This window comes from Ruminococcus sp. YE71 (genome assembly GCF_900119155.1).
GTDB lineage: Bacteria > Bacillota > Clostridia > Oscillospirales > Ruminococcaceae > YE71.
In genome coordinates this window covers 267,373-285,159 of record NZ_FPIR01000002.1, presented here as the reverse complement: position 1 = coordinate 285,159, position 17,787 = coordinate 267,373, and the positions used below count along the sequence as shown (strand labels likewise).

The 17,787-nt window shown below is 56.1% G+C and carries 18 protein-coding genes; 5 read left to right on the top strand and 13 right to left on the bottom strand.

The window, feature by feature from the left end:
- Position 1: 1 nt before the first annotated feature.
- On the top strand, positions 2–640 hold the full coding sequence (locus BT142_RS03020) for a hypothetical protein (RefSeq protein WP_072416719.1): 639 nt from the start codon (positions 2–4) through the stop codon (positions 638–640).
- 79 nt (positions 641–719) lie between these two features.
- Here BT142_RS03020 and recG read toward each other — a convergent pair whose 3' ends face one another.
- Positions 720–2,762 (bottom strand): ATP-dependent DNA helicase RecG, encoded by a 2,043-nt coding sequence (gene recG, locus BT142_RS03015; protein WP_072416718.1) that lies wholly within the window; start codon positions 2,760–2,762, stop codon positions 720–722.
- 161 nt (positions 2,763–2,923) lie between these two features.
- Between recG and BT142_RS03010 the strand changes: the two genes are divergently transcribed.
- Positions 2,924–4,330, top strand: coding sequence for a hypothetical protein (locus BT142_RS03010; RefSeq protein ID WP_072416717.1), 1,407 nt, complete (start codon positions 2,924–2,926; stop codon positions 4,328–4,330).
- Between the two features lie 67 nt (positions 4,331–4,397).
- On the opposite strand, the gene BT142_RS03005 is transcribed toward BT142_RS03010, so the two are convergent.
- From BT142_RS03005 to BT142_RS02950, 12 genes are all read right to left on the bottom strand, one after another.
- Positions 4,398–4,718 (bottom strand): DUF1292 domain-containing protein, encoded by a 321-nt coding sequence (locus BT142_RS03005; protein WP_072416716.1) that lies wholly within the window; start codon positions 4,716–4,718, stop codon positions 4,398–4,400.
- A gap of 12 nt (positions 4,719–4,730) precedes the next feature.
- Positions 4,731–5,174 carry a ribose 5-phosphate isomerase B gene (gene rpiB / locus BT142_RS03000; RefSeq protein ID WP_072416715.1) on the bottom strand — a complete coding sequence of 148 codons (444 nt, stop codon included), beginning with the start codon at positions 5,172–5,174 and terminating at the stop codon, positions 4,731–4,733.
- Positions 5,175–5,466: 292 nt separating this feature from the next.
- A complete protein-coding gene (gene tsaB, locus BT142_RS02995) occupies positions 5,467–6,150 on the bottom strand; it encodes a tRNA (adenosine(37)-N6)-threonylcarbamoyltransferase complex dimerization subunit type 1 TsaB (RefSeq protein WP_072416714.1) in 684 nt (227 codons plus the stop codon).
- On the bottom strand, positions 6,131–6,571 hold the full coding sequence (tsaE, locus tag BT142_RS02990) for a tRNA (adenosine(37)-N6)-threonylcarbamoyltransferase complex ATPase subunit type 1 TsaE (RefSeq protein WP_072416713.1): 441 nt from the start codon (positions 6,569–6,571) through the stop codon (positions 6,131–6,133). Before tsaE ends, tsaB begins: the two co-directional genes overlap by 20 nt.
- Before the next feature lie 5 nt (positions 6,572–6,576).
- A complete protein-coding gene (locus BT142_RS02985; RefSeq protein WP_072416712.1) occupies positions 6,577–7,755 on the bottom strand; it encodes a DUF3810 domain-containing protein in 1,179 nt (392 codons plus the stop codon).
- A 79-nt stretch (positions 7,756–7,834) separates the two neighbouring features.
- A complete protein-coding gene (locus tag BT142_RS02980; protein ID WP_072416711.1) occupies positions 7,835–9,505 on the bottom strand; it encodes a formate--tetrahydrofolate ligase in 1,671 nt (556 codons plus the stop codon).
- Between the two features lie 95 nt (positions 9,506–9,600).
- On the bottom strand, positions 9,601–10,821 hold the full coding sequence (locus tag BT142_RS02975; RefSeq protein ID WP_072416710.1) for a transglutaminase domain-containing protein: 1,221 nt from the start codon (positions 10,819–10,821) through the stop codon (positions 9,601–9,603).
- The gene (locus BT142_RS02970; protein WP_072416709.1) at positions 10,811–12,196 is read right to left on the bottom strand and encodes a hemolysin family protein; all 1,386 of its coding nucleotides are present in this window, start codon (positions 12,194–12,196) and stop codon (positions 10,811–10,813) included. Before BT142_RS02970 ends, BT142_RS02975 begins: the two co-directional genes overlap by 11 nt.
- Before the next feature lie 168 nt (positions 12,197–12,364).
- Positions 12,365–12,898 carry a phosphoribosyltransferase family protein gene (locus BT142_RS02965; RefSeq protein ID WP_072416708.1) on the bottom strand — a complete coding sequence of 178 codons (534 nt, stop codon included), beginning with the start codon at positions 12,896–12,898 and terminating at the stop codon, positions 12,365–12,367.
- Between the two features lie 13 nt (positions 12,899–12,911).
- Entirely contained in the window at positions 12,912–13,325 is a 414-nt protein-coding gene (locus BT142_RS02960) for an acyl-CoA thioesterase (RefSeq protein WP_242871904.1), read from the bottom strand.
- Positions 13,326–13,758: 433 nt separating this feature from the next.
- A complete protein-coding gene (proS, locus tag BT142_RS02955; RefSeq protein WP_072416706.1) occupies positions 13,759–15,204 on the bottom strand; it encodes a proline--tRNA ligase in 1,446 nt (481 codons plus the stop codon).
- On the bottom strand, positions 15,158–15,460 hold the full coding sequence (locus BT142_RS02950) for a hypothetical protein (protein WP_072416705.1): 303 nt from the start codon (positions 15,458–15,460) through the stop codon (positions 15,158–15,160). Before BT142_RS02950 ends, proS begins: the two co-directional genes overlap by 47 nt.
- A gap of 141 nt (positions 15,461–15,601) precedes the next feature.
- Here BT142_RS02950 and BT142_RS02945 point away from each other — a divergent pair, with 141 nt between their 5' ends.
- The 3 genes from BT142_RS02945 to BT142_RS02935 all read left to right on the top strand — a co-directional run bounded on the left by BT142_RS02945 (position 15,602) and on the right by BT142_RS02935 (position 17,712).
- Positions 15,602–15,961, top strand: a complete 360-nt coding sequence (locus BT142_RS02945) for a hypothetical protein (protein WP_072416704.1) — start codon at positions 15,602–15,604, stop codon at positions 15,959–15,961.
- A gap of 162 nt (positions 15,962–16,123) precedes the next feature.
- Positions 16,124–17,014 (top strand): NAD(P)/FAD-dependent oxidoreductase, encoded by an 891-nt coding sequence (locus tag BT142_RS02940; protein ID WP_072416703.1) that lies wholly within the window; start codon positions 16,124–16,126, stop codon positions 17,012–17,014.
- The gene (locus BT142_RS02935) at positions 17,011–17,712 is read left to right on the top strand and encodes an elongation factor P 5-aminopentanone reductase (RefSeq protein WP_072416702.1); all 702 of its coding nucleotides are present in this window, start codon (positions 17,011–17,013) and stop codon (positions 17,710–17,712) included. The genes BT142_RS02940 and BT142_RS02935 overlap by 4 nt, the downstream gene beginning before the upstream one ends.
- Positions 17,713–17,787: the final 75 nt, after the last annotated feature.

Sequence of the window (17,787 nt, the reverse complement as noted above, 5' to 3'; positions counted from 1 at the left end):
TATGCCGTCATCGCTGATACACCTGATGATAGCCGACCTGTTCGCAAAGTCGCACAGCGGCACGGAACGGTGCGTCGGCAGCCTGCCCGACTTCCTGCTGGGCAGCATCGCCCCCGACGCGGTGAACATCGGCGTGGGGATGGCGCCGCAGGAGGTGCGCTACAGGGCTCACCTGCGCTCCCGTGATATCGGCGAATGGCTGGAAAACATACACACCTATCGGCTCGGGCACGAGGAAGAGTTCGCCGACCGCCCCGACCTGCTGAAAGGGGTGCTGATGCACCTGTTCACCGACATCGCATGGGACAACACGGTGCAGCCGTTCCTCTTCGATAGGATGCTGGCTTCGGGCATACCGCGGAACGAGCTCAGCCGCAGGAAATGGGCGGAACTCTCGAAGCTTGAGGACATCCTGCTCACCCTGCCCTACACACCGCCGATACTCGCCGAGCTGAAAAAAGCCGTTCCCCGTGCCGTGACCTCGGTCACCGCCGAACAGCTCACCGACTGGCAGAGCGAAGTCCTCCGCCGCTACGAACACGTCCCCGCCGCCCCCGTCCCGGGCATACTCGACGCAAACGTCATCTTCACCGCCCTGAACGACGCGGACGAGCTCATGAAAAACGAACTCGCACAATAAAAAATCAGAAAAAAAGAGATAAGGTATCACTCCGCGGACACCTTGTCTCTTATCTCTTATTTCTGACTTCTTATCCGTATCAGTTCATTTCCGAGCCTTTTTCTATCAGCCGCAGGGCAAGGTCTTTCAGGACCTTGTTCTCGGGATGTGAGAGGGTCGGGTCGGAGAGGATTACGCGCTCTGCCATTATCTGCGCCTGCCTGAAAACCTCCACGTCACGGGCGAGGTCGGCGATGCGGAAATCGGGCAGACCGTGCTGCTGCTTGCCGAAGAAATCTCCCGGACCGCGGAGTTTCAGGTCCTCCTCGGCTATCTTGAAGCCGTCGTTGGTCGAGCTTATCAGCTTCATGCGCTTTATCACATCAGGGGTGGCGTTCTCGGTGATGAGTATGCAGAAGGACTCGAAGCCGCCGCGTCCCACTCGTCCGCGCAGCTGGTGCAGCTGCGACAGCCCGAAACGGTCGGCGTTCTCGATGACGATGACCGTGGCGTTCGGCACGTCAACGCCGACTTCCACAACGGTAGTCGCCACCAGAAGCTGTATCTCCCCTTCCTTGAAACGGCTCATGACCTCGTCCTTTTCGGCGCCCGTCATCTTGCCGTGGAGCAGCCCGAGACTGTACCCCGAGAACTCCCCTGCGCTCAGCTCCTCGTAGTAGCTCTTCACGTCCTTGATGTCCAGCTCGCTCTCCTCCACCGCGGGACAGACGATGTACGCCTGATGTCCGTCGTCCAGCTGCTTCTTCACGAAGCCGTAAGCCCTGCTGCGGATCCTGCCCGAGATGGCGTAGGTCGAGATGGGTTTTCTGCCGAGGGGCAGCTCGTCGATGATGGAGATGGCGAGCTCGCCGTAGTAGATGAGCGCCAGCGTCCTCGGTATCGGAGTCGCGCTCATGACGATGCGGTGAGGGTCGTTGCCCTTTGCGGAGAGCGCCGCACGCTGCTCCACGCCGAAGCGGTGCTGTTCGTCGGTGATGACCAGCGCCAGCCTGAAAAACTTCACGTTCTCGGAGATGAGGGCATGAGTGCCCACCACCACGTCGTACTCGCCCAGCGAGATGGCGGTCTGCATCTCCTTTTTCTTCTTCGGTGTCAGCGAGCCCTTCAGCAGACCGACCCTCACCCCCAGCGGTTCAAGCAGCCTGCGGAAAGTATCGTAGTGCTGACCTGCCAGTATTTCGGTGGGCGCCATGACGCAGGACTGGTAGCCGTTCTTGTGCGCGAAGTACGCCGCGCCTGCCGCCACCACTGTCTTGCCCGAACCGACGTCGCCCTGAATCAGCCTGTTCATCCGCTCGGGACTGCACATACCCATAACGCAGTCGTCGAGCGCCTTCTGCTGGGCGTTGGTCAGTTTAAAGGGCAGCGACCCCGCGAAATCGTCCAGGTCGCAGTATTTCATGATGAAGTTTGAGTGGCTGTTCTCGTTCTCGCGGCGGTACGCGACTGCCAGCGCATGAACGAACAGCTCGTCGAAGATGAGCCTGCGCCTTGCTTCGGCGGCGCTGTCCATGCTCTTCGGGAAGTGGATGTTCTCCCAGGCGGTGATGAGCGAGCAAAGGCTCAGCTTGCCGCAGACGTGAGGGGGCATAATCTCGGTGACTTCGTCCGAGATGAGGTCGAGGGCACACCTGACCGCCTTGCGCAGGACGTTCTGGGTCAGCCCCTCGGTCAGCGGATAGACGGGCTGGATAAGGTCGGGGGAATCGGCAGGATAAATGGTGGGCGAGGACATCTCCCTGCGGAAAATGTTGCCGCCGAGCCTTCCGTAGAGGATGTAGCTCTGACCCTCCTTCAGCGACGCGAACAGATATTCGGTGTTGAACATGGTGACGGTAACATCGTCGGTATCGTCGGTAAAGACGGCGTGCAGGACGGTCATGCCCTTGCGGATGTGTGCAGGCGGCATTTTCCTGACCAGCCGCGCCCTTATCACCACAGGCTCTTCCCCGAAGTTATCAAGACCCCTCAGCTCAACGGGCGAGGACAGGTCAACATAATCTCTCGGGCAGTACTGTAACAGGTCGTAGACCGAGGTCACGCCCAGCTTTGCAAAAAGTTCGGCGCGTTTCGGGCCTACACCTTTGACATATACTATACTGCGTTCGAGCTTATCGTTCATATCCGCACCTCCGTTGATGGATCATATCATTATTATAGCACACCGTGAAAAAAAAATCAACTTTTTTCAATAAGGGTGTAATATCTCCGCCGCGTTTTGCGTCATATATTGTTGAAGGATGTTTCACACGTACCATCATTTTTCCGAAAGGGGACATTATCATGAAAAAGACAAGATTCCTCGCTGTTCTGCTGGCAGCCGCGATGCTCACCGCCTGCGGAAGCACCGACAGCGATACCGCTACCAAGGAAAAAGCTCAGGCGATGGCAGGCAGTTCGGGCACCGACCCCAACGCACCTTCGCCGAGACTTACCGCCGACCGCATCCACTATGAATTCTCCGAAACGCTCAATGAGGATGTTACTGATAACGAGATCCTCGCTATGGCCGCTATCGAGAACTGGGACAACCGCAAATTCGTTGACGGCTACACCGCTCCCGACACCGCCGAGCCCTACACCCTGCTGCTCGTGCCCGAAGCCGAGGACTTCGACGGCTACATCTCCGAACGCTTCGACCCCACCCGCGAGAACTCCCCAGTCGAGACGGTTGAGGACACCGACCTTTACCTGCTCGTCCGCGCGGATCAGCTCTACCTTATCCCGAGGAATTTCCGCGACGCGGGCAACGGCTTCGCGAAGTATCTCGGCGGCACGGATGAGGAGTCTTTCCTAAAAAACTTCGACCTCATCGCGACTCAGCGCCGCGTCGTCTGCCGACGCTTCCGCGACGACCCCACGGTCAAGTGCTTCTCCTACGATTTCTGGGACATCCGCGTTGAGGACGGCAAGGCGAAGCTGTTCTGGCGATGCTATCTGCCCGACCGCGAAGATATGATGTTTCAGCTCGAACCCGAGTGGTGTACGGGCAAGGAGGTCGATCTTAACGGCGGTTCATCCGACCCCGACAGTTCATCATCCGAACCTGCTCCCCGTCCCGACGTTGACGAAAGCGAGGACATAACCATGGAGCCCGACCGCACCACCCTTTTCGTCGGAAAGGACAGCGGCATGGTGCTTTTCTATGCCACTCCCCTGAACGGCGACACCCCCGACGAGATACAGCTCGAACGGAAAAAGGACGGCGAGTTCGTCTATGCGTCGGTGCTTGTGGACACGGGCGAGCCCGAGCTCACCTACGATGACATAGCAAAGGACGGCATCTACACGGGCATCTACCAGTTCAACACCGACACGGCAGGCGAGTTCGAGTTCAGAGCCGCCTACACCGCCGACGGCGTGACACACATCTCTGTGCCCGTCATTATCAGCATCATCGAAGACAAACCGTCCGACAAGCAGAAGGTGGACAGTGCCCTCAGCGAAGTCACCCGGACTGAAAAGTACAGGTACCAGAAGACCGCCAAAGAGCGCCTTACCGATGTCGAAGCGGTTCTTATCTATCTGAAAGAAAAGGGGCTCGTCACCGACTGGAAGCAAATTAAAGATGACTACGGCGAGTATGTCGAGTTCACATACTCGGACGGTTCGACGGGCGTTGTCGAGATCGACAACTTCATCATGCAGGAAGACCGCCTGAACAATTCAGAACCCGAACCCGAGGGATAACTCAATACAGAAAAACAGCCGTTCGGACGCACATCCGAGCGGCTGTTTTGTACATTATCAGTCAGTCTCAGTCCTCAACGAAGTTGAAGTCATCCTCGTGCAGATCCTTGAAGAGCTCGTAGACCTCGGTCAGCACGCGCTCATCAGTAACAGACACCAGCTGGTCTTCCTCATCGCCCTCGATTATCTCAAGGATAACGACCTCAGCGCTTTCCTCAGCCTCTTCCTCGGTCTCTGCGTAAGGGATGAGAACAGCGTACTGTTTCTCCTCGAAGCCGATAACGTCAACGAGTTCATACTCGTTTTCGTTTCCTTCCTCATCTGTCAGGGTAACTACCTCTACCTCTGCATCTTCAAGTTCCTGGTTCAGATCGATGTTTTCGCTCATTTTTCTTCCTCCTTATTCATTTTCGATAGCCGTGATTTTAGCTATGCGTTTTTCGTGGCGTTCCTCACCCGAGTAGGGTGTCTTTACGAACACGTCGCAAAGGTCGAGAGCCGTACCTTCGCCGACCACTCTTGCGCCGAAGCACAGCACGTTTGCGTTGTTATGTTCGCGTGTCAGCCTTGCCGAGAACGTATCCGAGCAGCAGGCTGCGCGGATGCCCTTGAACTTATTTGCCGCCATCGACATTCCGATGCCCGTACCGCAGATAAGTATCCCGAGGTCTGCCATACCGCTCAGCACCATCTTACAGACCCTGCGTGCCGCGTCGGGATAGTCGCACTTTTCGCCTGCCGCAACGCCCATGTCCATGACTTCAAAGCCCTGTTCTTCCAGGTACTTTGCGCAGGCGAGTTTCAGCTCGGGGGCTGCGTGGTCGTTTCCAATCGCTATTTTCATAGTGGGTTCTCCTTTTCGTGGGTTTATTTTATTGAGTTCTTTTTCGTTTGTTTGTGTTTTCAGGGGGGTGTTTCAGCTTCGCTGAAATCGGGGGTTTGCCGATTTCATGGTGTGGTTGTTCTTTCGTGTGCTTTCTTGTCTGCGGCAATCGAGAGTTTCACTCTCGAGCTCTTGACCAAAGGCTGCCGCCTCTGGACTCTGCCAAGCGCGGTGGCGCTTGACCCACTAATACGCCCCTTTTTTGTGCAGGTTTTTTATTTTGAGCACGGAAGCTTCATTTGAGCCTCTTATTTTATGTTCTGTGGGCTTTGTCTTTTTCGGCTTTTGTGTCCTGGAGGTATGCGGCAGCTAGGTCGTCGGCTTCTGTTGCCCGATCGGGATCTGCCTCGAATATCGCACACAGCGACGACGCTTTTTGCAGTCTGTCCGCAAACGGCGCACACTTCACAGCCGCCTTATCCGCGAAAAATCTCGCCTTTATATCCTCACAGCAATCGCCCGTGATGACAGCTTCATCCAGATCGAGCCCGTTCAGCTCATCCTCGGAACAAACCTTATCGGGCAAAACGCACTTCACGCGCTCCCCGTCCGACTCGTACACGCCAAGGTAAATGACGCCCTTCCTCGCCGCCATCACGCTCACGATCCTGCCGCGGTATGCCGCACAGTTCTGCGCCAGCGCTTCAAGCGTCGAGATACCCGCGCATTTCAGCTGCCCGCACCCCATCGCGATGCCCTTCACCGCCGCGATGCCGATGCGCAGTCCCGTGTAAGAACCGGGTCCCTTCGCGCAGGCGATGCCGTCCAGCTCGCCGAGGGTCAGTCCGCAGTCGTCCAGCAGTTCCTGCACCATCGGCAGTATTATCTGCGAATGGGTCAGCTTGGTGTAAACGCTCTTTTCGGCAAGCACGACTCCCCCGTCCGTCACGGCGGCAGACGCTACCTTGCCCGATGTATCAATTGCCAATAGCTTCAAAGCGATCGTCTCCTGTTATGATTATCTCGCGCACATCGTCGCTCACGCGGCGAAGCTCGATAAAAATGGTGTCCTCGGGGAGCTCGTCCTCAATGTTCTCGCTCCACTCGGCAGCTATCACGCTGTCCTCGTTCATGAAGTCGAAAAAGCCTGTGGTTTCGAGGTCTTCCGCCGAGGTTATGCGGTACATATCGAAGTGGTAGAGCGACAGCTTATCACCGTGATACTCGTTCACCAGTGCGAAAGTCGGGCTCGTCACCTCGTCGCCCAGCCCCATCCCGAGGGAGATGCCCCGTGTGATGGTCGTCTTTCCCGCGCCGAGGTCGCCGCGGTAGGCTATGACCTCACCGCCGCGGAGCAGTCTGCCTATCTTCTCGCCGAGTGCGACCGTTTCATCCGCCGAATTTGTAACGAACCTCAATCCCGTCACTCCTGTTCCATAAAATACCAGTCCAGCAGAAGGTCAACCATTCTGCCGTAGGACTTCTTTCCGTCCTCAACGCCGTTTATTTTCAGCGACGCTTCCATCGCCTTATCGGACGCTTCCGCGACCTTTTTTGAATCCAGCAGACCCTTGTCCGACTCCTGAACCGACTTCCAGTACTCGGAATTGCCGTTCCAGTCGGCGCGGACGCCGTCGGAGATACGGCTGTAAAGCCTGTTTTTCACATCCTCCGAGCAGTTCTCGTCGCACTTGCTCATGACGTATTTCAGCGCCCTGACGTAGCCGCTGTAGCGGTAATCGGTGTTATCGCTGCCCTCACAGGCGAGGAAGGAGATGAAGTTCGCCTCATCCTCGCGGATAAAGCCCTTCGTATGTGCCAGCTCGTGGCAGACGGTGTCGGGCATATTCAGCGCGTACATCTCGGTATTGTAGTTCGCCTCCATCGTGAAGGGGAAGTAGATACCCATCAGGTACTGCTGACTCATGAAGAAGGAATTCTTCACCTTTTTCGGCGTGGTGTAGTAGCCGCCCAGCAGGGGGTATTCTTTTTTCAGCGCCTTGAGGGAAGTCTTCGCGGTCTTGTCCAGATCGGCAGTCAGCACGAACTGACCGTTCTCATCGCGCTTGACCTGCATAGCCAGGTCGTTCGACCGTGTGATGAGGAAATCCGCCAGCTGTTCGAGCTGTGCCGCGGTGTACTTATCCTGCGGATAACCGTACAGCTCGGCAAAAGTCGGTGCGTGGTAGAGCAGGAAGCAGTTGAACGTCTCGGTGAACAGCACGTACACGAACACCCATGCGTAGAACAGCCCGATGACCTTCCCGACCTTCTTCTTCGCTTCGCTGTCGTTCTTCTTGACTATGGCGGTGACGATGCCGATGATTATCGACAGCGGCACGCAGCACAGCCCGATGATGATAAGTATCTCGCCCAGCGAGAACGGCACTTTATCGGTAAAGAACGCAAAGGGCGTCGAAAGCACGGGGAAAACATACTCCTGATAGAACCCGAAAACATCGCGGCTGAGCGTCGGCGCATACTTCTCCATGAACAGATAAGCAAGGTTTGCAAGTCCGCAGACTATCACCAGCAGAACTACTATCGCCGCCTGCATACTTTTGCGGTCGTTTTTGGCTCTTATCGCCGAATGCTCTTCCATTTCGCGTTCCTCCGATCGGTTTGTATCAGATCTGTCCGCATTTTTGATGCGTTATCGTCAGTTTATTTTTTTCGTTAAATCAGAACAGACCCGAGATATTTCCTGCGTTGTCAACGTCGATATTGTTTGCGGCAGGTGCTTTCGGCAGTCCGGGCATGGTCATGATGTCGCCCGTGTAAACCACGATGAATCCCGCGCCCGACGACAGCTTCATGTCGCGGACGGTTATCTCAAAGCCCTCGGGCTTGCCGAGCTTGGTCGGGTCGTCCGACAGGCTGTACTGGGTCTTGGCAACGCAGATAGGCAGGTCGGTCTTGCCGAGTGCCTCGATCTCTTTGAGCGCCTTCTCTGCCTGAGCGGTGTAGATAACGCCGTCAGCGCGGTATATCTCGCGTGCGATGGTGCCTATCTTCTCCTTCACGGGGAGCGCTGTATCGTACAGCGGCTTGTACTGCGAGGGCTTTGTCTCGATAGCGTTCACGACCTTGTCGGCAAGGTCGGCAGCACCTTCGCCGCCCTTAGCGAACACCTCGGTCAGCGAGAACTCAACGCCGCACTGACTGCAAACTTCCTCGATAACAGCTATCTCTGCGTCGGTGTCGTCTGCGAAACGGTTTATCGCAACGACTACAGGCACGCCGAACTTCTGCATATTCTCGATGTGGGTGCGCAGGTTGACAGAGCCCTTTTTCAGAGCCTCGACATTCTCGGTCTTGAGGTCTGCCCTTGCAACGCCGCCGTTGTATTTCAGAGCGCGGATGGTCGCCACCAGAACGACGCAGTTGGGCTTCAGACCTGCGTAGCGGCACTTGATGTCGAAGAACTTCTCCGCGCCGAGGTCGGAACCGAAGCCTGCTTCGGTGATGGTGTAGTCTGCGAGTTTCAGGCAGAGCTTGGTGGCTCTTACCGAGTTGCAGCCGTGTGCGATATTTGCGAAAGGTCCGCCGTGCATGATGGCGGGGGTGTTTTCAAGAGTCTGTACGAGGTTCGGCTTGAGAGCGTCCTTTAAGAGCGCTGCCATAGCGCCGCAGCCCTGAAGCTGACCCGCGTAAACGGGGTTGCCGTCCAGGTCGTAGCCCACGAGGATGCGTTCGAGACGAGCCTTCAGGTCTGCAAGGTCAGCCGCAAGACAGAGTATCGCCATTATCTCGGAAGCGACGGTTATCTGGAAGCCGTCCTCTCTCGGGAAGCCGTTCACCTTGCCGCCGAGACCCACGATAACACTTCTGAGGGCGCGGTCGTTCATGTCCATGCAGCGCTTGAAGAGAATACGTCTCTGGTCGATGCGCAGAACGTTGCCCTGATGGATGTGGTTGTCGATAAGTGCGCAGAGCAGGTTGTTCGCAGCGGTGATGGCGTGCATATCGCCTGTGAAGTGCAGGTTGATGTCATCCATCGGGACTACCTGAGCGTAGCCGCCGCCTGCCGCGCCGCCCTTGATGCCGAACACGGGTCCGAGGGACGGCTCGCGAAGTGCGAGTATCGCGTTCCTGCCCGTCTTTGCCATACCCTCAGCAAGACCTACCGAAACGGTGGTCTTGCCCTCGCCTGCGGGGGTCGGGTTGATAGCGGTCACGAGTATGAGCTTGCCGTCGGGCTTGTCTGCGGTCTTGACGTAGAGCTGTTCCGAGAGCTTTGCCTTGTAGTGTCCGTAAGGCTCAAAGTCCTCCTCCGCGATGCCGAGCGACTTCGCGATCTCGCCTATTCTGAGCATTTTCGCCTGCTGAGCGATCTCGATATCTGTAAGCATGATGTTAACCTCCAAATAGTTTTTATATAGTAGAAGAATCAGATGGGAAATGAGAAGAGCGGAAGCGGCCCCCTTATCTCTCATATCTTATCTGTTCAAAGTATCGTCACTGTTATCACTCTCGTTCTCGGTTCGTTCGAGAAGGAGTAGCTGATGCTTTCGCCGAGTGAGGCGTAGCTTGTGAGCATTGATTTGAAGCTGCCGCTGCCCTCGCCGAACCATTCGTCGCAGACGCGTTCGTAGGTCTCGCTGTCCTCACAGTAGATCCTCAGCGTTCTGTCCGAACCGCTGTAGAAGCAGCCGTTCAGGAATCTTGCAGCCACCTGACCGATGTCGGTATCGGCGGTAATGACGTTGCCCGTGCGGTAGTACCAGCTGCCGAAGCTGTTGCCTGCGGCAGGCTCGGGCATGAACACATTCTTCTTTTCGGTATGCGAAGCCGAGATGTATTCATCGCTTACCAGCAGGTAGTCGTAGCGAATATTCAGCGGGTCGTCGCTGCCCGTAGGGTCGTCCCAGGTAACATCAACGTTATACCATTCGCCGTCCAGCAGCACCTTGTTCCACATATGCGGCTGACTGCCGCTCTCGGGACTGACTGCGATGCCGCTGACAGGCAGGGCGGTTATCCCCGACAGCTCGCATATCAGCGAGAACGCCTTTGCGTAGCCCTCACAGACAGCCTTGCCGCCGATGAGTGCACCGTATGCGCTGTGAGCGTCGGGGGCGGACGGCTCGTACTGACAGCCGAAGATTATCGTATCGTGTATGTAGCATAGCTTTTCGTAGTCGGAGTCGTAACCCACCGCCTGCTCAGCTATCTCGTATGCGCGTTTCACAACAGCGTCGTAGTGTTCCTTCGAGTCCTCCGAACTGCCCGAAAAGGCGGCCGTCAGGCTTTCCACCGTTTCGTCCGACGCTATCGAGACGCTGTACTTGCTGTCCATCGCGTCAGACCAGGGACTCGTCATAACCGTCATGGAGAGAAGGTCTGAAAAATCCTCGTTCCCTATCACTCCCGAAGGCAGTTTTATCTCTGTGTCATGGTTGAAGATGCCGCTGTACAGCCGCATATATATCCCCCGAACATCGTCGGAACAGTTTTCGAGGAAATACGCCGCCGAAGCAGGTGTCTCGGGTATGAAGCCGTAGAGTTCATCGGGGTCGGCAAGTGTCACCGACTCGGTCTTTTTCTCAGCCGCCGTTTCTATCGCCGAAGCGAGCTTTTCCTCGGGGCTTTCGGGCATTATCTCTGAAACGGAGCATGACGCGAACACCACTGCCGCTGTTATCGGCAGCAGAGCCTTAGCTTTCACCGTTGTCTGTCTCCTTTCGCTCCTTATCTATGACGGCTCTCAGCTTGACGATGCGGTTGTCCCTTGCGGAGATGACTCCGAAAGTGATGTTGCCGTAGCGCACCGCAGGCGTCTGACCTTCCTCGGGAATAAATCCCAGCAGGTCGGTCACGAAGCCGCCCATAGTATCGTAATCGTGGTCTTCGGGCAGCGGCGAACCGAGACGTTCCATAGCCTCATCGGGGTCGGCGCTGCCTGAGATATCGTATGTATGAGGTGTTATCTCTTCTATTTCCTCATCCTCGTCCTCGTCGTACTCGTCGCGGATATTGCCGACGATGCGTTCCAGAAGGTCTTCCATCGTCACGACTCCCGCCGTTCCGCCGTACTCATCGAGCACCACCGCTATCTGACGGTTGTTCTCGGTGAAGTAGGTGAACAGTTCGCCGCAGCTTCCCGATTCGGGGACGTATTTTATCTTGTGCATATATTTTGAGGCGGGTATATCCGAGCAGTCGGACTGTAGCACCAGCGGCAGCAGGTCTTTCACATAGATGACCCCGCAGATGTCGTCCACAGTCTCTCTGTAAACGGGTATGCGTGAGAAGCCCGTATCCACAGCGAGCTTTACCACGTCGCCCACCGACGAAGATATCTCCGCGGCACAGACCTCAGTCCTGTGAGTCATGACCTCATGCAGTTCAAGGTCGCCGAACTCGAAGATGTTCGATATCATCTCCGCCTGTTCCTCTTCGATACCGCCGTCCTCGCTCTGGGCGTCGATAAGCTGTATCAGGTCTTCGCCCGTTTCGTCGATGACCTCGGGCTGAACTCCGAAGGGCTTTGACAGCAGTGCCAGAAATCCCCTTCCGAGGAAAGTCACGGGAGCGAACACCCCCAGCATCAGCCGCAGAAAACCCACCGTCCGCAGAGCGAATCTCTCGCCGTTCTCGCCCGAGAGCGAGCCTGTTTTGGCGGCGCGTCTCGGAAGTTCGGTCACGAGCGCTCCGTAGAGTATCATCATGAGTGCGATGGGCAGAGCCGCCGTGACAGCGGTCACCATCTGTATCGAATCCGAGTAGAGACCGCCGCTGAGATTTCTGTAGAACTCATAGCATTCGCGCTTGACGAAATTCCCGAGCAGTATCCATTCGGCGGCGGCGCAGAAAGCACCGCAGAAAATCTGCACGAGGATGACCTTGAATCGGGTAAGCTCGGAGCGTTCCTGCAAAGCGGCGATAGCCGCTGCCCTTTTGTCCCCGCCCATACGTTCGAGTTTTGCGTCGGGGAAACGGGTCACGGTCTGCATGGCAAGTCCGAGAATGTGCATAAAAAGGCAGACTGCCGCAAAGACAGCCGCCCCGATGATAAGATATTGTCGTGCAATACTATCCATATACGCTCTCCTGACCCAGATACAAACGAAGTACTATCTTCTATTTTACACTATTATATCAATGCTGTCAAGTAGGTTTTGCGCAAATCCACACTTTGCTTGCGGGATAAGAAGCGATACTTATCCCTTATCTAAAAAAGGCTGTACGGAACAGTACAGCCTTTTTTCTCACTTCGGGAATACGGGGAGTTTTTCGAGAAATACGATGTCGTCGCGGTCGGCGGCTTTGCCCTCTGCGAGGACTGCTGCCTTGCAAACGATGTTTCCCTCGGCGGCTTCGACCAGCTTTTCAAGCGCGATCAGCGATTCGCCCGTGCTTATAACGTCGTCGATTATCAGCACGCGCCTGCCTCTGAGCTGTGCCGCGTCCTCCTGCGAAAGGTACAGCGTCTGCATCTTCGCGGTGGTGATGGACTTCACGTTCACCGAGATAGGGTCGGTCATGTACAGCTTTGTGGATTTTCTGCCTACGATGTACTGCTTTCCCGACTGCCGCGCACACTCATACGCAAGCGGTATGCCCTTCGATTCGGCGGTCACGATAACATCGAACTCGCCGACCTTTTTCAGCAGCTCAGCCGCACAGGCAACGGTCAGCTCGACATCCGAAAAGATGACGAACGCCGCTATGTCAAGACTGTCATTCACAGGACACAAAGGCAGTTCCCTCGTAAGCCCTGCAACGTGTAATGTGTATGTCATTTTCAGTCACCTCTTAAACGGTCTCATCGGTATCACCCGAAACAATCTTCTCGTAAAGCTCGGGGTATTTCTTTTTCAGGCTGACTACCCTGCCGTCCTTCATGAAGCAGTGTCTGCTCTCGCCCCTGAAGCACACCGAGCCATCCTCCTTGTACATGGTGTAGCCAACGTGCATACGGGCGCCCGAAAAATCTGTGATATGCGCTTCTACCGTCACGGTATCGCCGAAGCGCACCATGCCGACGTACTCGGCGGAAAGCCCCAGCACAGGGCATACCAGCCCCATTTCCTCTATCATGTCGAAAGGTGCGCCGACCTTTTCGAGGTAGACTATCCTCGTTTCCTCCATCCACCTGATGTAGTTGGAATGGTTGACGATACCCATCTTGTCCGTTTCATAATAGAAAACCCTGCGCCTGTAGTTCAAAGAAAGTGCCCTCCCAGCAAAAGTCAGCAAAATATCCCCCATTTCGCTATGTATTGCCGCAAATGATGATTTACCGTGCTGACTGCGTGACCTGCTGGGGAAAACCTTTCTGAAGAAAGGTTCTTCCCCAGACCCCTTTCCAAAGACTTTTAAAACTTTTTGGCAGGGGGCAGACATTCTTTCAAAATGCGGCGAATGACCCCATTTGACTATCCTTTTTGAAAAGCAGCTGCCCCCTGCCAAAAAGAATCAGAAGTTTTAGGGAGGGGGCTTGGGGGAGGATCCTTTTTCAAAAGGGTCTCCCCAAATAAATCACGCATTCCGTATGATAACTCATCATTTATAGCAATACACAACAGGATCGGGGATCAAGATAACGGATATGTCCGCCGAGCGGACGCCGCATCTCTCGTCTTTAATTTCTTATCCGAGATCAGTATGCCTTGCCCCAGAGAACCATGCACTTCGCAGGCTTTCCGCAGCATACGCACTTATCGGAGATCTCATGCTGCTCGAAGGGGATACAGCGCGAACCTGCGCCTGTCAGCTCCTTCACCTTGTCCTCGCAGGCCTCGTCGCCGCACCACATAGCCTCGATGAAGCCGTCGCCCTTTTCGGTAAGAGCCGCGTTTATCTCGTCGATGGTGGTACACTTGTAGGTCTTGTTTGCGCGGTTTGCAGCAGCCTTGTCGTACATACCCTTCGGGATGACGTTGTTCAGTAGGTCGGTCACCTTCTCGGAGAGCTCGCCGAACGCAACGTTCATCTTCTCGCCGCTGTAGCGGACAGCAACAACGCACTGACCGTTCTCGATGTCCTTCGGGCCTACCTCGATACGTACAGGAACGCCGCGCATCTCGTGCTCAGCGAACTTCCATCCCGGGGACTGGTCGCGGTCATCGACCTTGACGCGGATGCCTGCCGCTTTCAGAACGTCGGCAAGTTCGTTAGCCTTTTCGAGAACGCCTTCCTTGAACTGCTGGATCGGCAGGATAACAGCCTGAACAGGTGCCACCGCAGGGGGCAGTACAAGTCCGCTGTCGTCGCCGTGTGTCATGATAACAGCGCCGATAAGACGTGTGGTAACGCCCCAGGAAGTCTGGTGCGGATACTCCAGCTTGTTCTCACGGCCTGTGAACTGGATGCCGAAAGCCTTTGCGAAGCCGTCGCCGAAGTAGTGGGAAGTACCTGCCTGGAGCGCCTTGCCGTCGTGCATCAGCGCCTCGATAGCGTAGGTGGATACCGCGCCCGCGAACTTGTCGCTCTCGGTCTTCTTGCCCTTTACTACAGGCATAGCGAGGGTCTGCTCGCAGAAGTCCGCGTAAACGTTGAGCATCTGCTCGGTCTCGTGAACAGCTTCATCGGCAGTCTCGTGGATGGTGTGACCTTCCTGCCACAGGAACTCTCTCGAACGCAGGAACGGACGGGTTGTCTTTTCCCAGCGAACTACCGACACCCACTGGTTGTACAGCTTCGGCAGGTCGCGGTAGGAGTGAACGATATTAGCGTAGTGCTCACAGAACAGTGTCTCGGAGGTCGGGCGCACGCAAAGGCGCTCTTCGAGCTTCTCCGAGCCGCCGTAAGTCACCCATGCAACTTCGGGAGCGAATCCCTCAACGTGGTCTTTCTCCTTGTTGAGCAGGCTCTCGGGGATGAACATCGGCATACAAACGTTCTCGTGACCCAGCTCCTTGAAGCGGCGGTCGAGGTCGTGCTGGATGTTCTCCCAGATAGCGTAGCCGTAAGGACGGATGACCATACAGCCCTTTACGCTGGTGTACTCAACGAGCTCTGCCTTCTTGCAGATGTCGGTGTACCACTGTGCGAAATCCTCATCCATCGAGGTTATCGCTTCTACCATTTTGTTTTTCTTTGCCATGTCTAAAATCAACTCCATATATATCTTTATTGTATATCTTGTAATTAAGGTCGTACTCGGGGTCGCTCTGAGCGTCGAAAGCTCCGCGCACCTCTGGAGTACCGTCGGGCGTGCTGTCCGCAGGCGGTGTTTTCCTGTGGGAGTCGATGAATTTCGCGAGCCTCGGCGTAACGACGCAGCACACCATGATGACCGCCATCAGTCCCATCGACGTGAGCATCACCCTCACCAGAAGCTTTACAACTTCATTATCCACGCAAACACCCCTCTCATTACATATCCTATCTTTTGATTATACCATATTCCGTCAGAGTTTTCAAGTATTATTTTCCCGAATTTTAAATTTGTTCAACACAGGTACATCATTATGTGGTATCATCTGTTTGAGGTGATATTGATGACTGTCAACTATGTTCACGAGCCCACCGACCTGCAGTGCGGACAGGCTGTGCTGGCGATGGTGACCGGCATCCCCGTCGGCGAGGTCGCACGCATCCTCTGCAACGACCGCGAGACCACCCTTAAAGAGATGAAATCTTTCCTGCGTTCCCGCGGCTTTTATGTCTCGGATGAGCGCGTGCAGGTCGCGGACAAGTCGGCACTTCCGCCGCTCTGTATGCTGAGCCTTGAAACTCCCCGATGCTGGCACTGGTCGCTCTTCTGCGAGGGCGTTTTCTACGACCCCGAACACGGCGTTATGGACGACTTCCCCGCCTCGAACCGCAGATACTACTTCGAGATAAGAGATAAGAGGTAATAAATGCGGCGTTTTGTCGGCTTTGACTTATCGCCGACGGCGATACCTTATTTCTTATCTGAAAAAAATTTTTCTCTCCCTCTTGACAAATGGGGAGTTTTGTGGTATATTTAGTTTAGGCAAATTCAATTTAGCTAAATTTATTTTAAGGAGGACAGGTTTATGTATGATGTTGTTATCGTCGGGAGCGGACCTGCGGGATTGTCTGCGGCGGTGTATGCAAGCCGTGCCGAGCTCTCGTTCGTTGTTGTGGAGCGTGAGTTCATGGGAACGGGGCAGATAGCCGTTACCGACCGCGTGGACAACTACCTCGGTCTGTACGGTATGGGCGGCTACGACCTCGGGGCGAAGTTCCGCGAGCACGCCGAGGCTCTCGGTGCGGAGTTCGCCGAGGGTGAAGTCAGCACCCTCGAAAAGACCGCCGACGGCTGGGACGTTCACCTCGAAGACGGTTCGGTCATCAGCGGCAGAGCCGTTATCTACGCGGCAGGCGCTTCCAACCGCAGGCTCGGCATCAAGGGCGCGGATATGAAGGGCGTCAGCTACTGTGCGGTCTGCGACGGTATGTTCTACAAGGGCAAGACGGTGGCGGTCATCGGCGGCGGCGATACCGCTCTCGGGGACGCGCTCTACCTCGCAAAGCTGGCTGAGAAGGTCTACCTCATCCACCGCCGCGCCGAGTTCCGCGGCAATATGAGCCTGCAAAAGAAGATAGCCGAGACCCCGAACATCGAGCTCGTCCTCGAAGCTGTTCCCACCGAGATAACGGGCGAGGGCAAGGTTTCCGCCATCGTTGTCGAGCAGAAGGGCGAGAGCCGTTCGATCCCCGTGGACGGCGTGTTCACCGCTATCGGTCAGATACCCAACACCAAGCCCCTTGAGGGCGTGGTCGAGCTTGAGGGCGGCTATATAAGGGCTGGCGAGGACGGCAGGACTTCCGCTGAGGGACTGTTCGCGGCAGGCGACGTGCGCACAAAGGCTCTGCGTCAGGTCATCACGGCGGCTTCGGACGGCGCGAACTGTGCCATCTCGGCTGAGGAGTACCTGAGATGAGCACCGCACTTGTCACGGGTGCGAGCGGCGGCATCGGCTCGGCTGTGGCAAGGACGCTGGCAGGCGAGGGTCACAGGGTAATCATCGGGTATCACAGCGGCAGGGACACCGCCGAACGGCTCGCGGAAGAGCTGGGCGGAAAGGCTGTCTCCTTCGACCTTTCACGGCCTGAGAGCCTTTCGGCATCCCTTGAAGAGTGCGGCGAGGTCGGCATCCTCGTCAACAACGGCGGCAGTGAGCACATCGGGCTGTTTCAGGACATGACCGCCCCACAGCTCGCCGCGCTGATGAACACCGACCTGCTTGGTGCGATGGAGCTGACAAGGCTCCTCCTGCCGCAGATGATAAGCCGCCACAGCGGCGTTATCGTGAACATCGCAAGTGTTTGGGGCGAGGTGGGCGCAAGCTGTGAGGTGGCGTACTCGGCGGCGAAGGCGGGTATCATCGGCTTCACGAAGGCGCTCGCGAAGGAAGTCGCCCCCAGCGGCATCCGCGTCAACTGCGTCTCCCCCGGGTTCATCGACACGCGCATGAACTCACAGCTGAACGCCGACGAGCGCGAAGCCCTCATCGGCGACATCCCCCTCTCACGCGCAGGCACACCGCAGGAAGTCGCCGACGCGGTGAGCTTCCTCTGCTCGGAAAAGTCCGCCTACATCTGCGGTCAGACCCTCCGCGTTGACGGAGCGTGGATCTGAACAATAAGATAAAATGACAAGATAAAATGACCCCGCGAGTGTCTCTCACGGGGGCATAATTATTATCAATTATCC

Coding starts and splice junctions, on each gene's coding strand:
- BT142_RS03020 (WP_072416719.1), top strand. CDS start 2: ATGCCGTCATCGCTGATACACCTGATGATAGCCGACCTGTTCGCAAAG.
- recG (WP_072416718.1), bottom strand. CDS start 2,762: ATGAACGATAAGCTCGAACGCAGTATAGTATATGTCAAAGGTGTAGGC.
- BT142_RS03010 (WP_072416717.1), top strand. CDS start 2,924: ATGAAAAAGACAAGATTCCTCGCTGTTCTGCTGGCAGCCGCGATGCTC.
- BT142_RS03005 (WP_072416716.1), bottom strand. CDS start 4,718: ATGAGCGAAAACATCGATCTGAACCAGGAACTTGAAGATGCAGAGGTA.
- rpiB (WP_072416715.1), bottom strand. CDS start 5,174: ATGAAAATAGCGATTGGAAACGACCACGCAGCCCCCGAGCTGAAACTC.
- BT142_RS02985 (WP_072416712.1), bottom strand. CDS start 7,755: ATGGAAGAGCATTCGGCGATAAGAGCCAAAAACGACCGCAAAAGTATG.
- BT142_RS02980 (WP_072416711.1), bottom strand. CDS start 9,505: ATGCTTACAGATATCGAGATCGCTCAGCAGGCGAAAATGCTCAGAATA.
- BT142_RS02970 (WP_072416709.1), bottom strand. CDS start 12,196: ATGGATAGTATTGCACGACAATATCTTATCATCGGGGCGGCTGTCTTT.
- BT142_RS02965 (WP_072416708.1), bottom strand. CDS start 12,898: ATGACATACACATTACACGTTGCAGGGCTTACGAGGGAACTGCCTTTG.
- proS (WP_072416706.1), bottom strand. CDS start 15,204: ATGGCAAAGAAAAACAAAATGGTAGAAGCGATAACCTCGATGGATGAG.
- BT142_RS02945 (WP_072416704.1), top strand. CDS start 15,602: ATGACTGTCAACTATGTTCACGAGCCCACCGACCTGCAGTGCGGACAG.
- BT142_RS02940 (WP_072416703.1), top strand. CDS start 16,124: ATGTATGATGTTGTTATCGTCGGGAGCGGACCTGCGGGATTGTCTGCG.
- BT142_RS02935 (WP_072416702.1), top strand. CDS start 17,011: ATGAGCACCGCACTTGTCACGGGTGCGAGCGGCGGCATCGGCTCGGCT.